Here is an 18951-nt window from a genome sequence, read left to right as displayed (position 1 = left end):
CTCGCGCTAAACTAAAGGTGAAATCCTGCGAATTCATGAGTTTGAGTGAGAAAACTTAATCACTTCGAGGGAGCTTAATGACGTATTGTCCGTCTACAACTTTATATTCACCGAACAATATTTCCCTTTAAAACTCGTAGCGTTATAGCAGCAAATTAATTTAAGATACAAGTATGAAAAGCCTCTGATAATTCAGCGGATTTTTGTAGTCCCACTCAGTAAGTAATCCTCCGTACTTTTGTACAGTCAGATCAATGTAAGTGTCTGTTTTTTGAAGGATTATATTTCCATTACCATAAGTCTCACTGGTAACAGTGGCAAGGTTATTTGACTTCAATGCAGAGTGACTCTTTGGAACTGCTTATTTTATATACTTCGACATTCGATGCAAATAAATAAAAATTATTGACAACTGTTAAATTATGGACAACAATAGAATGCAATAATATATAAATATTGGTACTTCTGTATGAAGGGTGGTTTATCTATGAAAGTTACACCCACGATTAGAGCAGAATTGGAACAATATCTAAAACAAGAAGGTTTGAGCATGATGGAGTTTGGGCATATAGCGGGCATGAATAGGGGGATAGTAAGTAGCATAGTGTCAGGCAATAAATCTATGTCTGTTAACCAGATAGATCGCATTACCGAGGCTATGGGTTTACCAGAAGGCTACTTTTACGACCTATTTATAGAAAACTACATCATCGACACCCCCCCGAATATGAGACGAATAGAGCCATTTTTGTATCGTTGTGCGGAATTGGGCAAGCTGGATGCGATCCGTCGAGTGGTAGGAACCATTATGGACAACCTACTCTATTCGCCTAAACTATTTGATATGGCAGAAGTGCTATTAGCACAGGGACGACATGATGCTGCGTTGCTGTTCTATGAGGGTGTAGCTGAAACGGAGAAGTACCAACATTCTGAACGATTGGCGATCTGTCAGTATCGAATGTTCACGATTCAGGTTGGTGACGATCAAAGCCGCAATCTCAAGGCAGCTACGTTGTTCGAGCCTTACATTGAACGTCTGGATGAAATGGACCAACTTGACGCATTAAAGGATTTGGCGAACGTGTACAGGTCTTTGCGTAAGTGGGACAAGGTTGAGGAAATGGCAAGGCAAATGAGAGGGAAAGCTGAAGTACAATATTCCATAAAGCATCAGCAGAAGAATCGAAAGAACAGGGAGCATGAAAAGGAAACCAGAAATCCGTTATTTGGATACATTGCTTACGCCGATTTGTTGTGTGCTAGTGTTTGTGAAGCCCAAGGCGATTATCAACAAGCTCTACTATATACATACGCCTATACGAATTTAGATTGGGTCAAAGAGACTGATGAAGATACTCAACACTGGGTAAACTTGTTCAGTCAGTGGGCAGAAGGTAACACGTACGTCAATAAACTCCTGTCTGGAGATGTTAGCGTGCTGCCAGACTATGTTGAATATATAGCGGCAACATCAACCGCTAATGAAAATGAGAAACTCTCAAAGCTGTTGAACGTTATGATAGCGGCTAACCGATATGAAATAGATGTGGATGATGTCCTTTCACGTTTTGAAACAAATATTAATTCATTTGCTCAACTCCCAACATCATCTGATATATATACCCAACAAGTAATACCAGACTATTTCGCATGGTTTGCTTACGAAATGGCTCATTATTATTTACATCGGGTGAAATACAGTGATGGCTTTAAATACTTGATGTATGCAATGGCAAAGTCACATATAATAACTAATGAAACAAACTTTATAAATTGTATTGGTCTGTTTATGCGTTTTCAAGTCCATGCGACTCCTGAAATCAAAACAGAGTTCTCCAATCTAATTGAAAAGGTGTGGTTAAGTAATGTTGAAAAAAATGGCATTGTTAATTGTTGCGAGTAGCTTTTTGTTTTTTATAACTGTACCCGCTGACAATCATGAGCAGCTTATTCAGACCCTTGTACAAATTGGGGGATTCTAAAGCTAAAGAAAGCTCTGCCGACCATAAGGTTAGCAGAGCTTTCTTCAGTGCAGGAATTACCACAGAATTCACCGATGTAGTTTGAATTTAGAGTAGATATGAAAAGAACTACCAGATTGTAGTCGGAAGTCTCTTTCAGGTAGACCAAATCAAAAAAATAGGAAGGGAATTTATGAAGAAAAGAATATTTATTTTCTCGATTTTATCTTTAGCTATAGCAACTACGATAGGGGTTGCTTCAGCTTCAGCAAGTACAACTAGCGAAAATGCCATAATTTCCCAAAGATCGGGTGGAAGTGCAACTGTAGGAGAATCCTTTAATGTCCCTAAAGGATGGGGGCATGTTAAAAATCACTCTGATCATCCAGTAAAGGTGAGTTTAATTCACAACGGTTCAAACAAACTATATATTGATGCATTAGTAATCACTCCTCACGACACAGTTACTTCGAAATCTACTGATGAAGGTATCACCAACGGTTTGCGTTCTGGATACTACACACTTCAGTGGAGAGGCAGCGATTATAAAGTTAATGGGGAAACATGGGGGGTAGCTGGTTCACAGCCTGGAGACATCTAACTTGTCCTAGTTAAACGACGTTATTGGGGGGGATGATGCGTCGTTCAAGATAGCAAGGGAATTAGTCTCTTAATTGGTTTGTGGGAATTTCTTTATTATCGAGCAGTTTGAATTTAGAGTAGATGTAAAGATGGGCTCGGGCGGATTGATTTTGTGGGTTCTTTTTCCACAGGAACAGGCTTTGCAAATGCAAGTAGTGACGTAGCTAATCCAAAAGGTGTTGTAACTCCACAAGCTTACACAGAGCATGTCATTAATTATGTAAGAAACAAGCAATTTAAAACTTGGGCAAATGATTAAGAAGACTATGCAGCTACGGAAGTAGGTTATAAGGACTTGAACTTCCTAAATGGGTATAGGCTCGATTCAATCTCTATTAGTTATACCGACTCCACATGCGAATTATTAGCAGGATGCACCCGTTACAAAATTCAAACTTATAATTATTCCACATATTAATAGACCATCGGTAGCAAGCCAACAAGCAGTAGCTGAGTATACACTGGAGTTTCCGAGTTCGCGCTATCCAGAAATGGGAGCACACAACAAAGATGCTATAGCAGCCGGCCATTTTGCTGTATGTACTATTGACCGGGACGGAGCTGAAGAAACTCGCAAGAGTCTTTAAAAGATGTTCCTACAAAAAAAGTGATTTGACCGCGACGAGTGACCGATGGCGATGTGCGCTGAAGATGGCGCAGGTGCTGATATCCGATACATAACCCTTAGTGACAACAGGGGAACAGGATCTTGGGTAAGTAATCAGTTAAATAAGTATAATGATGGTACAAAGGTGAGATTTATTGTGAAATAAGGATGAGAGACGCTACTGGTTATCAGCCGATAGGGTCTTTTTTTATACCCATTAAAAAATAAATATGCAAATATTTAGATTATATTTATAGATTAGCAAGTTTATGTTTAGACACAATTCCTCAATTAAATTATTCTTAGTTCTATTAAACCTATTGGAGGATTATTTAATGAAGAAAGCATGTATAACAATTTTATTTTTAGTTCTTTTATTTCTTCCCTTATCCAATGTTTTTGCAGCCGAAGCAGAGTATTCAGAAAATCTAGTTCCACATATGACAACTAACATTTTGCCATCTGGAGTAGCAAGCGCAAGTAATGAATATTCATACGCATATGAGGCGTTTAACAAGGAATTTGCTACTATTGCTAGTGCGTGGACATCAAGTACAACTGCTGCTTGGCTAAGATATGACTTTCCTAAACCCGAAGTTATTGAGCAATATGTTATATATCCACAGACAACGGCAACTGACCGTGCCCCTAAAAATTGGACTTTCGAAGGCTCAAATGATGGGATGACTTGGAACGTGCTAGATACCCAGTCAAATATCACTGGATGGGTAAATAGCACTCCGCAAAAATTCACTTTTTCTAATTCTAATTCATACAAGGATTATAGAATTAATATTACAGGCAATAATGGAAGTCAGTATCTAGCTCTTAGCGAATTAGAGATGATGTCTAAAGTGTCAAGCTCCACTCCTAATCCAGGAACAGAGGAACCAACTCCAAACACAGAGGAACCAACTCCAAACGGAGATCGTGCAATTCTGGTAGTCACCATGACGACTGGCTTAGAGAAAGAATTTGATTTGAGTATGCAAGAGGTCAATGACTTCATTGCATGGTATGAGGCTAAGCAAGCAGGTTCTGGATCAGCTTCATACGCAATCAATAAGCACGATAACAATAAAGGCCCATTCAGCAGCCGCAAGGATTACATGCTGTTTGATCGTATCCTTACGTTTGAAGTAAGTGAATACTCTAAAAAAATCAAAAAGCTCAGCTGACCTTAATGGGTCAGCTGAGCTTTTTTTTGTTAAGAAGCCCTTCCTTAAACCAAGACCTCGCATAGCCTATGAAGTAGGAGTACCCTAAAATAAAGGAGGCGTTACGTGTGGGGGAAATGAAAAGAGACTACGAGGGAATCACCGGAAGAGTTTGGACATCGATAGCTGCTGTCTTGGCACTGTTCATATTGCTGGTAATCATCTTGAAATTAATTCATTTATAAAGATTCTTAAGCTCCACCGAGGGATTTAATTTCTAAAGCATAGCCCCATTAGTTCCTGAGGAACCTATAAGGTTCGCCGTTTGGCCCATTCCCGACCTTAAAGAAGTTGGTGAAACAACGTTTTAGACACACAAAAGGAACCTCAGCGGCTTTTCCGGAGAAGGTAGGGTAATACCCCTTAACGAAGCCTGATCCACGTCGGAGCAGCTGAAATAAAGTAGACTGATTCATGAGGGTCGCCTCTTTTTGGAATGGTTGGTTTGTGCTTACCATTAGCTGAAAAGGCGACTCTTTTTATCCTATTTTTGGTTAATCAACAAGCCTGACTTTGCTTCAATATCTTCTATAATTTCCAGTGCAACAAAATATCCGAAAAATAATGTTAAAATATCCTCGTATCGTTTTCCTGATCCTCTTGCTCTACTTAATAATATATTTTGACTTTCTTGTATTTTCTTTTTATGGAATGATAGAGAAACAACGGATGAATTGGAAGCGATCAAATCCATCATTAGAATTGACAACTTTTTCTGAAACTCTTCAATCGGAAAGTCATTATTTTCTTTCGAATACAGCTGCATCGTTTCAGGTGGATCTTTAAATGAAGTTTGATATTGAGTATTGAAAACACCTTCATTAGCTATTTTGTCAACAATTAATTTACCAAAAACGATCCCTGATGCGAATGCTTGCCCAGGAATTCTTCCTATACCAAGATCACCATTAAATTGAGCTTCTCCAGTAGCAAAAACACGATTCAAGTTTATAGCCTCAGCATTAGCATTGATTTCGATTCCTCCTGAAGAATAGTGCATCGTTGGTGTAATTTTAATTCTTTTATTTTTAACTACTTTAGGACTAAATCCATATGTTTTGAATTTTTCATTTAATACATTTTCATCAGCATGGCTCATATCCAAGTACATGTCCTTTTTTTGTTTGATGCACTCTAGTTGGAATTTTAAAATCTCATCAATCATTTCGTGGTAATCATCCCGAGCAATTGCATCACAAATATACTCATCTTCTAATAATTGAACTCCTTCCTCATCTATTATTTTCCCTTGACTCAAAGATACAACCCCGCCCAATAAAATTTGTCTTCCGTTATATATAGACCAAGGATGACACATTACTGTAGACATTCCCTTTAATCTCGCACCTATTTTCTTAGCTAAGATTAGCGTTTCACCAGTTGAACCGGGCGAATTATCATTGAAACAGAATTGTCCTGCATATCCCCCCGTAGCTAATACCAAATAATTAGTATATATTCTGATAAATTGATCTGATTGTGTGTCATAAAATATTGCGATAATTCCGTGATCGTACTTTTCCAAATGTATCAAAATTTTATTACACATCGGTTGTTCAATATGTTGTAGTAAACAATTGATTAATTTCTTTCCCCCATGTGATTTAATCATACATTCAGGCATGATACCAAAGGATGTTTTCTCATAAGAAATACCCAATTCTTCGAAGAAATTTATAATTATGTTGGAATTCCTATATAGCGATTCAATTACGGATCGATCTGCTCCACATTTATCAATAGTAAGATTAATAATATGATTAATTTCATTCTCTGAGGGAACACGTGTATTTGCTGCTGAAAGAAAGGAGTTGCTTTGTTTGGGTGCACTCTTTTTTGTTACAATCGTGTACTTGATATTTTTTTTTGACAAATAATAAGCAGCAGTAAGTCCTGAGATCCCCGTACCGACAATCAAAATTGGAGTGTAGTGTTCAACGGATATTCCATTTTGTTTCATCATTCCAACTCCTTTTTAGGATGTGAATGTTTTCTTCGGCTGAATCTCGTAGTCGGTTTTCTATTTTTTTGCAACAAAACGCATCAGGAGGATATTTATAAAATTCTTGCTTTCTTGTTAATTACCTGTGATTTATATCAAATTATATAACTGTATTTCGTTTTATACTTTATATAGTTATTAAGAGCTAACAAAATCAAATACAAACAGTTTTGCAAAAGTAGAGGAAAAAAAGAACCATTAAAGCAATTGCTAAGATGATTCTTATTACGAGTTACAATATCCTTGTTACCGACGAAGAATGGAATCTAAACAAAATATTTTCCTGATTGTACAAGTTTATTCCTTATTTTGTCAACAATATCTGAGAATATATAACTGATTCAGCTTTCACAGTATGAATATTCACACAAATTCTTAATGTAATAACTAGCGTACCTTAGAAAGGGCCACAGAGTTCTCGTATTCATCCATTTGTATAACCCTTTTTTTAACCTTCGACTTTTAGTCGAAGGTTTTTACTAATTAAGAGCTGATAGAGAAACAGTGCAATGAACCGCCTATATTCACCTTCTCCAGCCTTATAGCCTTAACCTATCACTTCTATAGATATCATATCTTAGACCAATCAAACATCCCGTGGTATATTGTTGACATTCAAGAGAGAGCCGTTAGCTTCTCTCCACTAGGTTCGAAAAACACAGGGGTGAATAATGATGAGTAAAAAGACCATGTTCGAGAAAATTTGGGATAACCATGTCATCTATCAGGAAGCGGGTAAGCCGAGTATTTTGTACATTGATCTTCACCTCGTACATGAGGTAACATCGCCACAGGCGTTTGAGGGATTACGTCTTAGCGGCCGTCAGGTGCGTCGTCCAGAGCTTACGTTTGCAACGATGGATCATAACGTGCCGACTAAGGACCGTTACAATATTACGGACCCGATTTCCAAGCAGCAGATCGATACATTAACTCAAAATTGCCGTGATTTCGGTGTCACACTGTATGATCTGGATACGGTTGATCAAGGTGTCGTTCACGTTATGGGACCTGAACTTGGTCTGACTCATCCGGGCAAAACGATTGTTTGTGGTGATAGCCACACCTCCACACATGGGGCGTTCGGAGCGCTCGCTTTTGGTATCGGAACCAGTGAGGTAGAGCACGTAATGGCAACACAATGTCTCCAGCAAGCCAAAGCCAAAACGATGGAAGTTCGCTTTGTAGGCCGCCGCAAACCTGGTGTGACAGCAAAAGACATGATTTTGGGTGTCATCGCCAAATACGGTACAGATTTCGCTACAGGTTATGTTATTGAGTACACAGGTGAATCTATCCGTGAATTGAGCATGGAAGAGCGCATGACTGTGTGTAACATGTCCATTGAAGGCGGAGCCAGAGCAGGAATGATTGCACCGGACGAAACCACCTTCAACTACTTGCGTGGACGTCAACATGTAGCACAAGGAGCTGCTTTTGAACAAGCGGTTGCTGAGTGGAAAGAGCTTGTCACAGATGAAGGTGCTGAGTTTGATGTCATGCTGGAGTTTGACGTAGATGCTTTGATTCCGCAAGTAACCTGGGGCACCAGCCCGGGCATGGGTACAGATATTTCCTCAACCGTACCGATTCCGGCAGAACTGCCAACCGAAAACGAACGTAAAGCGGCTGAAAAAGCGCTTGAATATATGGATTTGAAGCCAGGTACTCCGATCACGGATATTGCGATTGATTATGTGTTTATCGGCTCCTGCACCAACGGGCGAATTGAAGATTTGCGTGCAGCCGCTGAGGTTGCCAAAGGTTACAAGGTTTCTGACAAAGTAACGGCCATCGTCGTACCAGGTTCGGGTCGTGTGAAAATTCAGGCTGAAGAAGAAGGACTGGACGTCATTTTTAAAGAAGCAGGATTTGAGTGGCGTGAAGCGGGATGCAGTATGTGTCTTGCGATGAATCCAGACGTACTGCAACCGGGACAGCGTTGTGCTTCGACTTCTAATCGTAACTTTGAAGGTCGTCAGGGACGCGGAGGACGGACTCATCTGGTATCTCCAGCAATGGCAGCCGCTGCGGCGATTCATGGACATTTTGTTGATGTACGGGATTGGAAATTCAAGCAGGAAGAAGTAGTCCGCTAGGATACAGAGGAGGAATTACGATGGAAGCTTTCACAACATTAAAAGGAATTGTAGCCCCTGTGGATCGGGTGAACGTGGACACAGATGCTATCATTCCTAAGCAGTTTCTGAAACGAATTGAACGTACGGGCTTTGGACAGTTTCTGTTCTACGAGTGGCGGTTTGATGAAGCGGGCAATATCAATCCTGAATTTGAACCCAACAAGCCTCGTTATGCAGGAGCGTCTGTGCTGATCTCTCGCGCTAACTTTGGCTGCGGCTCCTCACGTGAGCATGCGCCGTGGGCGATTATGGACTATGGGTTTCGTTGTGTAATTGCGCCGTCTTATGCGGATATCTTCTATAATAACTGTTTTAAAAACGGTATATTGCCGATCAAGCTATCTGAAGAGCAAGTAGAGGAATTGTTTCAGCGCACGGCCAAGCATGATAACTACCAATTAAACATCGACCTGAATGATAAAACGATCACTGACGATTATGGTCTGCGAATTGAATTCGATCTGGATGAACATCGCCGCCAGTTCCTGCTGCAAGGCTTGGACGATATTGGCCTGACACTCCAGCATGAATCTGAAATTCTGGCGTATGAACAAAGACGCGCTGCGAAACAAGGCGCATAATCATATTTCCCAGTTCAGTATCAATACGAAGCCATATAGCTTGCTCATTTGTTAGACAGAAAGCCCGTACTGGCAATTCTTTTGCCTGCGGGCTTTTATTATGCTCAAACAATAAATTGGAAAATAAGGGGTTGACGGTTCGACTCAGCATGGTATTGTAAATGTAAATTGGTTGAAGGACTGTGTCTGTGAGAAATACCAAAAAATACATATATAAGTTAGGGGAATGAGGATGAAGAAATATGGTTGGGTGATACTAGCGGCTATCTTGATTTGGTTGTGGCCGTCCTCCCCTCATGTGAATGCGGCTGGAGCAGATTTGTTTTTGGATGGCAAAAGAGTGGAAGCGCCTGCAGATGCCAAACCTGAAATGGTCAATGGAAAAATCATGGTACCGCTCCGGGTGGTTGGGGAGCAGCTTGGATATCAGTTCAAGTGGGAACCACAAGCCTATAAAATCTCAATCCAAAAAAACAGTACCGATATGTCTATGTATGTAGGCCGTACATCGGCTGATGTGAATGGAAAAACAGTAAGTCTGGATGCGCCTCCTGTACTTCGGGGCAATTCGACCATGGTTCCATTGCGTTTTGTTGGGGAGCAAATGGGGCTGAAAGTAGATTGGAATAATAAAAGTAAATCCGTAAATCTCAGTCAAAAGGCTGCAACTCAACAAGCGAATAAACAGTCTCAATCCCAACCATCGTCGCAAACGTCAACACAGAGTACAACTAGCACCAATAAAACGTCTTCAGCAACAGCGACGACAATAACCCCAGTTGAAGCAGACAAGCATACTGAAGCTACATCTTCACCATCCAAGCAGCAGAATACAGAACAGACCGCAGCGAATGCGTTGCTTGTACAAAATATTACTTTTGAGGGTGAAACGTTAAAGATTTCTTTGAACAAAGATGTTACCCCTAAAGTATCCAAAATGACGGGGAATGATCGTATTGTTGTAGATTTACCAGAAGCTTCAATTACGACTGATTTTCTTCAGCCATTCCCGATTCGTAGCGATGGTACGCGGGCGCTGACGAATAGTAACAGTGAGGATGTGCAGGAAATTAGATTTGCTCCGACAGATGGACCGAATGGGGGCGTACGCATTGTCATTGCTTTAAATCAAGCACGTGATTACGATCTATCAACCAATGGCCTAGGCGATATCACCCTTCAATTGCGTGAGCATAATGTGAATCCAGTAGTGGTAACACCAACGAATGTCGAAGGACGGCGAATCGTCGTCATTGATCCCGGACATGGTGGCAAAGACCCTGGAGCAGGTAGTGTGGCTGGGCGACATGAAAAGGAATTTACATTGGCGGTAGCGTTAAAAGTCGAGCAGCTTCTGCAAAATGATCCTGACATTCAAATCGTATTGACTCGCAATGGAGATACGTATCCCACGTTGGATGAACGACCACAACTCGCTAATAGTCAGCAGGCAAGCGTGTTTGTATCTATTCATGGTAATAGTATGCAAGCTTCAGATAAAGGAAAAACCAATGGCTCTGAAACCTATTATGCACGTCAGGACAGTTTGGCACTGGCAAAGACGATGCATAAATATCTTGTAGCAGCTACCGGATTTAAGGATAATGGCATCAGGGTGGCAAACCATGCAGTGACGAGAAAATCACAAATGCCTGCTGTATTGCTGGAATGTGGCTACCTTAGTAATCTATCCAATGAAGCAGCCATGTTTACAGAAGAAACACAGGAGAAGATTGCCGAAGGTATTGTCGATGGGTTGAAGGAGTATCTTGGAACGAGCACAGGAGCTACTGAATCACTTAACTAAGGATGTTAGCAATAAAAGCTACTTTCCACCTTTTAATGAAAATTCATGGGGGTGAAAAGTAGCTTTTTTAGTTTTTTAGCTGTGACTTTGGATGGGAAACAAATGATCTATATTTTTAGTCAAAATTCGACAAAAATAGTTCTTTGGCACGTATATTTCTGTTATGATGGAATATATTCGCAACTTTTGGTGTGAGATAACGTCTAAAAGGTTGTCTGATATTACATAAGCGCGTATATCAGGTCGCCGCACCGGAGCATGTGGCAAAAAAATTATGAATGGAAGGGTGACGAATGAAGAAATTTGGTTTTTTGTTGTTATTATTTGTCTTCATGTGGGCGGTTCCGGGTTATGGACATGCGGCTTCGAGTGGAACACAAATCTATCTCGACGATCAACAGTTAAGTGTCCCTAGTGGTGCTAAGGCACAAGTAATTGGCGGAAGTACAATGGTCCCGCTACGCGTAATTTCTGAAAATTTGGGATATGACGTGACATGGAAGCAGCAGGCGCGAACCATAACGATTGAGAAGGACAGTACCTCGATCCGAATGATAATCGGAAGTAAGACGGCGACTGTCAATGGAAGCGACATTAGTCTGGATGCTTCGCCTCTGCTGCGTTCCAATTATGCCCTTGTACCGCTTCGTTTTATCGGCGAGCAAATGGGACTGGACGTAAAATGGGACAGCAGCTCCAAGTCCGTAAAATTATATACCCGCAGTAGCGGGTCTGGAAACGGGGAATTTACACCTCCCAAGTCTGGAAATAACAGTACAGGTACTGGAAGTGTTACTGCGCCAACGAATAATGCGAACTCAGGTGTTACACAGGTGCAGGGAGTCAGTTTCAGCCAAAACCGTTTAACCATCACCACAGCCAGTGCCGTCAAGCCGAAAGCGTTTACGATGACAGGCCCTGATCGGGTAGTGGTGGATTTGCCGGCGACTGCGTTTGCTGACAATTTTGGAGACCAGCAAAAGCTGGATAGCAACTTAAATGGTTCGCTGGACATTGAGAATGAAGCGGATGTGTCCGGTATCCGGTATGCTTTGTTCCAAAAGGAACCTTCAACGGTGCGCGTTGTTATTGATTTGAAACATGCCATGAATTATACCGCATATAATGATGGATCGAATCGTGTTATCGTCGATTTGGCTTCCAAGGATTCAGTGAATACCACGCCAGACGCAACGTTACCAGATGGCTCACTGCCGGATGACACGCAGACATCACCAACTAACAGCAATGGTAAAAAGGTCGTTGTTATTGATGCTGGTCATGGAGCAAAAGATTCAGGTGCAGTTGGTGTTTCGAGAAAAAATTATGAAAAGACCTTCAACCTGGCTATGGCTCTGAAAGTAGAAAGCATATTAAAGCAGAACCCCAATCTTGAGGTTGTGCTGACACGCAGTGATGATACATTCTTGGAGCTTAAACAGCGCGTAAAAGTAGCTGAAAACCTTAATGCTAACGTGTTCGTGTCCATTCATGCTAACAGCAGCGGTAGCTCAGCTTCCAACGGTACAGAGACGTATTACCAGCGTAGTGCAAGCAAAGCGTTCGCTAACGTTATGCATAAGTACTTTGCTCCTGCGACGGGTCTGACAGACCGAGGCATTCGTTATGGCAATTTCCATGTAATTCGGGAAACGACTATGCCAGCCGTATTGCTTGAAGTAGGATATCTGAGTAATGCAAAAGAGGAAGCCACACTGTTTGATGAAGATTTTCAAAATCGGGTAGCTCAAGGGATTGCAGATGGAATCACAGAGTATCTCGACGTAAAATAAATCTTCAACAAATCGCTTGTCAACGTCAAGCAAGGAGGGGGACATATGAACAAGAAAATCGTAATTGCAGGCCTGCTGGCATTGTTCGCCATTGCAGGTGCAGGGTGTGCCTCTAAGCAAACATCGGCTCCTGCGACTCCATCTCAGGAAACACAAACTTCTAATGCACAAAATAGTACACCCGAACAGACGACCCCTGATCCATCGGCTCAGTCTGCTGAGAATAACGGGGCGAGTCAAACACCTGCATCTCCGTCAACAGAGCCTACAAAGACCAAGACGGACACGGAAAATTCAGGAGATCGACAAACACAGCAGATTACGGTGTACTATACGGATACACAAGAGAACGGCTTGAAAGAACAGAAAAAGGAAATTACCTATCCAAGCGAGCTGGAAAAATTGCAAAAAGCGTTTGAAGCTCTGCAAAAGAGTGGGGATTCTGCTCTAATCCCGTTGTGGTCCGAGAAAATTTCCGTGCATAAGATCAAATTGGATAACGGTGCATTGACTTTTGATATTTCCCTGCCGGACGAGGCTCGATTGGGAGCTGGCGGCGAGGAATTGGCTATCGATGCCTTGAAGAAAACGATGTTCCAATTCAAGGAAGTCAAAACGCTGGATTTGCTCGTAGATGGGCAATCTCTGGAGTCCTTAATGGGACATGTAGATTTGGATCATCCCATGAGTCGCTAACCGATCAGACGGTATGAAAATTTCTTGTGGATTTACACACTTTTCACGTGCAATCTGTGACAGATAATGATAATATAGGAGTGTATTTCTCGCCTATGCAGGCAGTCATGCACAAATAGTATTCGTTTCTTTCCGGATGATTATTTAGAGTGACCGTCTTGATGCGGGCTATCCCGTATCAAGACGTTTTTTTTGGTAGGAGGTAGGATTTCCGTGAATGCAGCAACCGCACGTCATATATTGGACACCATCGGTACGATGTTTCCGGATGCCCATTGTGAGTTGAACCATGACAATGCTTTTGAATTAACGATCGCCGTGTTATTGTCTGCTCAATGCTCCGATCAGATGGTCAATAAAGTAACGGCAGACCTGTTTCAAAAATACAAGTCACCTGAGGATTATTTGGCTGTTCCTCTTGAGGAACTGGAGCAGGATATTCGCAGAATCGGCTTGTACCGAAACAAGGCCAAGCATATTCATAACCTCTGTCGTATTTTAATAGACCAGTACGGGGGAGAGATACCTTCAGAGCACGATCAACTGGTTAAGCTACCCGGTGTCGGCCGCAAGACGGCTAACGTCGTAGTATCTACTGCTTTTAATGTACCAGCTATTGCGGTAGATACGCATGTAGAGCGTATTTCCAAACGGCTCGGTTTTGCAGGGTGGGATGATTCAGTGCTTGAGGTGGAAAAAAAGCTGATGAAGAGGGTACCTAGGGATGAATGGTCTTTGACCCACCACAGGCTTATTTTTTTTGGACGCTACCATTGCAAAGCTCAAAATCCTCAATGTCAGGTATGTCCGTTGCTTGATGTGTGCAGGGAAGGCAAGAAACGTATGAAAACGTCTCTTATCAGAAAAGATAAGGAACGTAGAGCTTAAAGACCCACAGAGGTAACAAAGGGTTTAACCATTTATGTGTAGAAAAGGATGAAGAGTATGAAGTGCATTTCGGTATATACAGACAATTTTGAAGCGTTCTCTGATATTTTTGAGCAAATTGTAACAACAGAATTTGCTGAAAACGAAGAACGCGAGCTTGAGGGAATCACGGTTAGTCATTCCGGTGATGTACCTGAGCATTATCTGGAGCGTATGTCACAAAAGCCAGAAGTGGTCGTAATGAAGGACAAATCCCGTGGGATTACGATTTTACAGCATGGTCAAGTATTTGAAATTTTGCTGCCAGTGCTTGAGACTGCAGCCAATTAAGTTCAATTAGCGGACGACATGCGTTGCATGTTCCGGTGTAGGCGGCTCGGCTGGTTTATCCAGCCCGAAGGCGCATTATACATGAACCTTGCAGACCATCCTGATATGGCTAGAGCCTATTCCAATGAAGTGTGCATACATTTTGCACCTTGAATTATGGTATCGCGTTCCCCAGGTTCCAAAAGGTTAATGTACGTGATGAGTAGGCTCACCCGTTGTATACATATCTTACTTCGTCGTTGTCCTTTAAGGGGGCTTTGATGAAATGCATTCGGTTGCCAAAATACTTATTCCTAATGATCCGTTTTGGACAGAATAAAATGAACTTATTATTATCATGTACAAAAACAGCGTTCCCTAAAGCCAGGTACTGGCGGGGAGCGCTGTTTAGTTTTTTTGATGTGATGATTCTCACAACGGCTTAGGAATGCTACAATATAGCTATTTGGTGCAGACAAGTGATAAGGAGTGGAACCGTAGCTTATGATGCAAACGATAACAGGAGATGCGGGAAAGTGGTTGGATACGATAGAACAGATACAGAATACATTGCGTAAAGCCGGGGACGAAGCGGGAGCGAAGGCGATAGGTGATCTGCTGGAAAAAGCATATGTGCAGGAGCTGACCATTGCCTTTTGTGGACATTTTTCAGCGGGTAAATCGAGCTTGATTAACAGCCTATGTGGTAAAACCGTGCTGCCATCTGGACCGGTGCCTACGAGCGCTAATGTAGTGTCCATCCGTTATGGGCGTCCGAGAGCGCTCATTCATCCAGCCAAATCAGCGGAAAATCCAGAGCCGGAAATCGTGGAGGCCTCCCTGTCCGAGCTTGCTGAGTATTGTAAAAATGGTGGAGCCTATGAATCGGTTCAAGTGTGGGAGGATGTTCCCATATTATCTAGCGGAGGAGTGTTGCTGGATACACCAGGCGTAGATTCCACAGACCACGGACATGCGCTGGCGACACATTCTGCTTTACATTGGGCAGATATTGTTTTTTATGTGATGGATTACAACCATGTCCAATCTGAAAATAATTTGTCCTTTGCCAAAAGTTTGTCGGATTGGGGCAAGCCGTTATATTTGATCATCAATCAAATCGATAAACACCGGGAGCGAGAGCTTTCATTTACACGTTATCGTAATGAGGTGGAGACTAGCTTTCATGCCTGGCAGGTTCATTATACGGATATCCTCTTTACTTCCTTGAAGGAGCAGAATCATCCATGGAACCAGTGGAAACAGTTGACGCACCTGATCCCGAAATTGCTGGAGCGAAAAACAGAGCTTTTAGCATACAGTTTAGTGTCCTCTATGCACCATTTGGTAGAGCAACATGTGGAGACTGTGCAGGCAGCTGAAGAAGAGGAACTGAACACACTGCTAAAAGAAGCAGGTGGAGAAGAAGCCATTTTGCGCCTGGATATAGAGCAGAAAACCTTGCAGCAAGAAGATGAACACTGGAAGATGCTTCCGGAGCAGGAGCGTAAACGACTGCGTCAAGAGCTGGATCATCTACTGGAACACGCACATTTGACGCCAGCGGAGCTACGTGAAGCGGCAAGCGAATACTTAGAGAGCCGCAAGCCGGGCTTCAAAACAGGACTATGGTTTGCAGGAGGAAAGACTGAGCGAGAAAAGGAAAGCCGTTTGGAACGGCTGACAGGAATGCTGACTGATCAGGTGGAGGGACAATTGCTTCCTCATGTGCGGGAGTTACTGAGGTCTTGGGGTGACGGTCAGGGTTTGTGGTCCGCTGCGATGGAGCAGGAGCTGGATGACATCCGCCCTGTAACGGATCGGCAACTGGTAGAGCAGACGGTGAAGGAAAATGTGTTGTCGCCGGAGTATACGTTGAACTATTGCAAGGATCTACGTGCTGCTGTGACCGCCGATTGCCGCCGCAAGGCGCTTACGCTAGTAGACCGCCTGCTGGCCCAGCTTGCAGTGCGAGCCGAAGCCCGCCGCGCGGCTCTCGCGGATGCGCGCACTGCGCTGCTGGCGCAGGCGGAGGCGGCGAGCCGCTACAGCACCCGCGTGCAAGCTTCGGCTTCGCACGCCAGCCTGCTGCGCAGCTTGCTGCCGCAGGCTTCCGCGCCAAGCGGGTTGCCCCGTGCGGACGCGCCTGCACCTGCGTCTGATACCTCCGCTGCTGCCTCGCCAGCTGCGACGCCAACGGGCGTTGCGCGTCCTGGTATCGCTGGCTCGCGGAACGCATCGGCGCAGCCGCTAGCAGGAACGGCGGCAGCACAGCCTGCCGCCGGAGGCCGCCGCACGCGGCTGGATGCAGTAGCGGCCCGATTGAAGGCTGCCGCTGCCCTGGTAAGCCCATACCCTGCCATGCAAACGGCGGTACGGGATTTACATGCCCGCGCCGCTGCGCTGGAGGGTGGGCAGTTTACGCTGGCGCTGTTCGGAGCGTTCAGCGCTGGGAAATCCAGCTTCGCCAACGCTTTGCTGGGTGAAGCTGTGTTGCCCGTATCGCCGCATCCGACGACAGCGGCGATTAACCGCATAATGGCGCCTGCAAGTGCTGAGCGCCATGCCACGGCTGACGTCCATATGAAATCAGTGGACGCGTTGCGGGAAGATCTTAAATACTCATTTCGGCTATTAGGATTGGGGGAACCAGCGGCAGCGGGCTGGCAAGAAGCCGTTCATGCTTTATCTCCGGAAGGCATCCATCCTGCGGGTAGGCCTCATTATAGTTTTTTGAAGGCTGCCGCAGCGGGATGGGAAGAAGCTGAAAGCTTGCTGGGACAACAGCTTCAGGTGGATTTAGAGCAGTATCGGGATTTTGTTGCGTCTGAGCACAAATCATGCTTTGTGGAGCATATCGACCTTTATTATGATTGCGCTCTGACCCGTCAGGGCATCGTGCTAGTGGATACGCCTGGGGCGGATTCTGTGAATGCACGGCACACAGGCGTGACCTTCAACTATATGAAGCATGCGGACGCTCTTGTATTTGTCACCTATTATAACCATGCGTTTACGCAAGGCGACCGACAGTTCCTGAACCAACTAGGTCGAGTTAAAGAGACCTTGGCGCTCGATCAGACGTTTTTTATTGTGAATGCATCAGATCTAGCTTCTTCTGAAGAAGAACTTCATTCTGTTACCCGGCATGTACAGGAACAACTACAGGCGAATGGAATCCGAAAGCCACGCATTTATCCGCTTTCCAGTATGCTGGCGTTGGAAGCTGCCGAACAGGGAGAGGCTTCATTGCGTTCAGCTTCACGTTTTGATGCATTTGAAGATGATTTCTCGGCATTTGCAGCCGAAGAGCTGGCAGGTCTGTCCATTGCTTCTGCTATGCAGGAACTGAGCCGGCTGCGGAACCGCATAGAGCAACATGCAGCCGATGCCCGGTATAGCGTAGAAGAACGTGAGATCCGATTCGAGCGATTAACTCGCATCCGTGGGGAATTGGAGCATACGCTCCTAGACCTGACTGACAGCAACGGTGCATCTGTGTTATCGGGCGAAACCGATGAACTGCTGTATCATGTCCGTCAAAGGCTGTCCTATCGGACTGGAGAATTTATGGCAGAGGCGTTTCATCCATCTGTTCTGCGTGAAGGAGTAGGTGATCTCCGTTCGGCTTTTGCATCTTGTGGTCGTGAGCTGATGCGCTTGATCGAACTGGAGCTGTCTCAGGAATTACTGGCAACCACACTCCGGCTGGAAAAAACGGGACAAATTTTGGTGCACAAGGTTACACAACAGTGCGTAGAACACATGAACCATCAGTTGCCAGGACTAGATTGCACAATTCCTGAATCCAGAAAATGGGCTGTTCCCGAGCTGAATGAAATTTCCCTGCAGGAGTCCATTCATTGGAAGGATTATTGGAATAGCTTTAAAAATCCAAAGCTATTCTTTGAAGGAACTGGTCGAGCGAAACTACAAACCAAACTGGAGCCGATATTACGCGAGCAAATCGGGGAAGCTGTGGATCAGCAACGAGAACGAATGTCTTCTTTTTATGTTATGCTGATGCAGGAGGAGCAAATGTGGCAGAAAGCTCAACTTCGAGAGCAAATGCTGGAGACGACTCGTGGCATGGAGCATGCGCTTATGGGCGGTGAGCAGCCACAGGTTTGGGAAGAACTTGCTGGCAAGATTGCGGCTTTGGAGTAAAGATAAATAAGTACACCATTTATTTAAGTTCAGGACACCGGGTTGTGGGACAACCCGGTGTTTTATGCATGCTCCAAAAAGAAAGCAATACTGAGTAAATAGCCATATTCAATAATAAGAAAGCGATTTAATTTGTC

The 18951-nt window shown here is 43.7% G+C and carries 13 protein-coding genes and 1 pseudogene; 13 read left to right on the top strand and 1 reads right to left on the bottom strand.

Features of this window, described 5'->3' with window-relative positions; genetic code table 11:
- Window positions 1-487: 487 nt before the first annotated feature.
- The 5 genes and pseudogenes from NLX78_RS04810 to NLX78_RS04790 all read left to right on the top strand — a co-directional run bounded on the left by NLX78_RS04810 (window position 488) and on the right by NLX78_RS04790 (window position 4391).
- Window positions 488-1906, top strand: coding sequence for a helix-turn-helix transcriptional regulator (locus NLX78_RS04810; RefSeq protein WP_069289789.1), 1419 nt, complete (start codon window positions 488-490; stop codon window positions 1904-1906).
- 251 nt (window positions 1907-2157) lie between these two features.
- Window positions 2158-2565 (top strand): hypothetical protein, encoded by a 408-nt coding sequence (locus NLX78_RS04805; RefSeq protein WP_254349752.1) that lies wholly within the window; start codon window positions 2158-2160, stop codon window positions 2563-2565.
- Between the two features lie 153 nt (window positions 2566-2718).
- Window positions 2719-2865: a hypothetical protein gene (locus NLX78_RS04800; RefSeq protein WP_254349751.1), complete on the top strand. Its 147-nt coding sequence runs from the start codon at window positions 2719-2721 to the stop codon at window positions 2863-2865.
- A gap of 142 nt (window positions 2866-3007) precedes the next feature.
- Window positions 3008-3379: pseudogene (locus NLX78_RS04795) on the top strand (NucA/NucB deoxyribonuclease domain-containing protein).
- 169 nt (window positions 3380-3548) lie between these two features.
- Window positions 3549-4391: a discoidin domain-containing protein gene (locus tag NLX78_RS04790; protein WP_254349750.1), complete on the top strand. Its 843-nt coding sequence runs from the start codon at window positions 3549-3551 to the stop codon at window positions 4389-4391.
- Between the two features lie 523 nt (window positions 4392-4914).
- Here NLX78_RS04790 and NLX78_RS04780 read toward each other — a convergent pair.
- On the bottom strand, window positions 4915-6393 hold the full coding sequence (locus NLX78_RS04780) for an FAD-binding protein (RefSeq protein WP_250261146.1): 1479 nt from the start codon (window positions 6391-6393) through the stop codon (window positions 4915-4917).
- A gap of 713 nt (window positions 6394-7106) precedes the next feature.
- Between NLX78_RS04780 and leuC the strand changes: the two genes are divergently transcribed.
- The 8 genes from leuC to NLX78_RS04740 all read left to right on the top strand — a co-directional run bounded on the left by leuC (window position 7107) and on the right by NLX78_RS04740 (window position 18814).
- On the top strand, window positions 7107-8531 hold the full coding sequence (gene leuC / locus NLX78_RS04775; protein WP_254349762.1) for a 3-isopropylmalate dehydratase large subunit: 1425 nt from the start codon (window positions 7107-7109) through the stop codon (window positions 8529-8531).
- Window positions 8532-8551: 20 nt separating this feature from the next.
- Window positions 8552-9154, top strand: a complete 603-nt coding sequence (leuD, locus tag NLX78_RS04770; RefSeq protein WP_254349749.1) for a 3-isopropylmalate dehydratase small subunit — start codon at window positions 8552-8554, stop codon at window positions 9152-9154.
- Window positions 9155-9386: 232 nt separating this feature from the next.
- Window positions 9387-10961, top strand: coding sequence for an N-acetylmuramoyl-L-alanine amidase (locus NLX78_RS04765; RefSeq protein WP_254349748.1), 1575 nt, complete (start codon window positions 9387-9389; stop codon window positions 10959-10961).
- A gap of 293 nt (window positions 10962-11254) precedes the next feature.
- The gene (locus tag NLX78_RS04760; protein ID WP_235309628.1) at window positions 11255-12754 is read left to right on the top strand and encodes an N-acetylmuramoyl-L-alanine amidase family protein; all 1500 of its coding nucleotides are present in this window, start codon (window positions 11255-11257) and stop codon (window positions 12752-12754) included.
- A gap of 45 nt (window positions 12755-12799) precedes the next feature.
- A complete protein-coding gene (locus NLX78_RS04755; protein ID WP_069289781.1) occupies window positions 12800-13450 on the top strand; it encodes a GerMN domain-containing protein in 651 nt (216 codons plus the stop codon).
- Window positions 13451-13663: 213 nt separating this feature from the next.
- On the top strand, window positions 13664-14338 hold the full coding sequence (gene nth, locus NLX78_RS04750; RefSeq protein ID WP_023989081.1) for an endonuclease III: 675 nt from the start codon (window positions 13664-13666) through the stop codon (window positions 14336-14338).
- A 57-nt stretch (window positions 14339-14395) separates the two neighbouring features.
- Complete coding sequence (locus NLX78_RS04745; protein ID WP_013310628.1) at window positions 14396-14668, top strand: hypothetical protein; 273 nt, start codon at window positions 14396-14398, stop codon at window positions 14666-14668.
- 483 nt (window positions 14669-15151) lie between these two features.
- Window positions 15152-18814, top strand: coding sequence for a dynamin family protein (locus tag NLX78_RS04740; protein WP_254349747.1), 3663 nt, complete (start codon window positions 15152-15154; stop codon window positions 18812-18814).
- Window positions 18815-18951 lie beyond the last annotated feature (137 nt).

Origin of the sequence: Paenibacillus sp. Lou8.1 (assembly GCF_024213565.1) — a bacterium.
Taxonomy (GTDB): domain Bacteria; phylum Bacillota; class Bacilli; order Paenibacillales; family Paenibacillaceae; genus Paenibacillus; species Paenibacillus polymyxa_B.
This window is presented reverse-complemented; position numbering and strand designations above follow the sequence as displayed.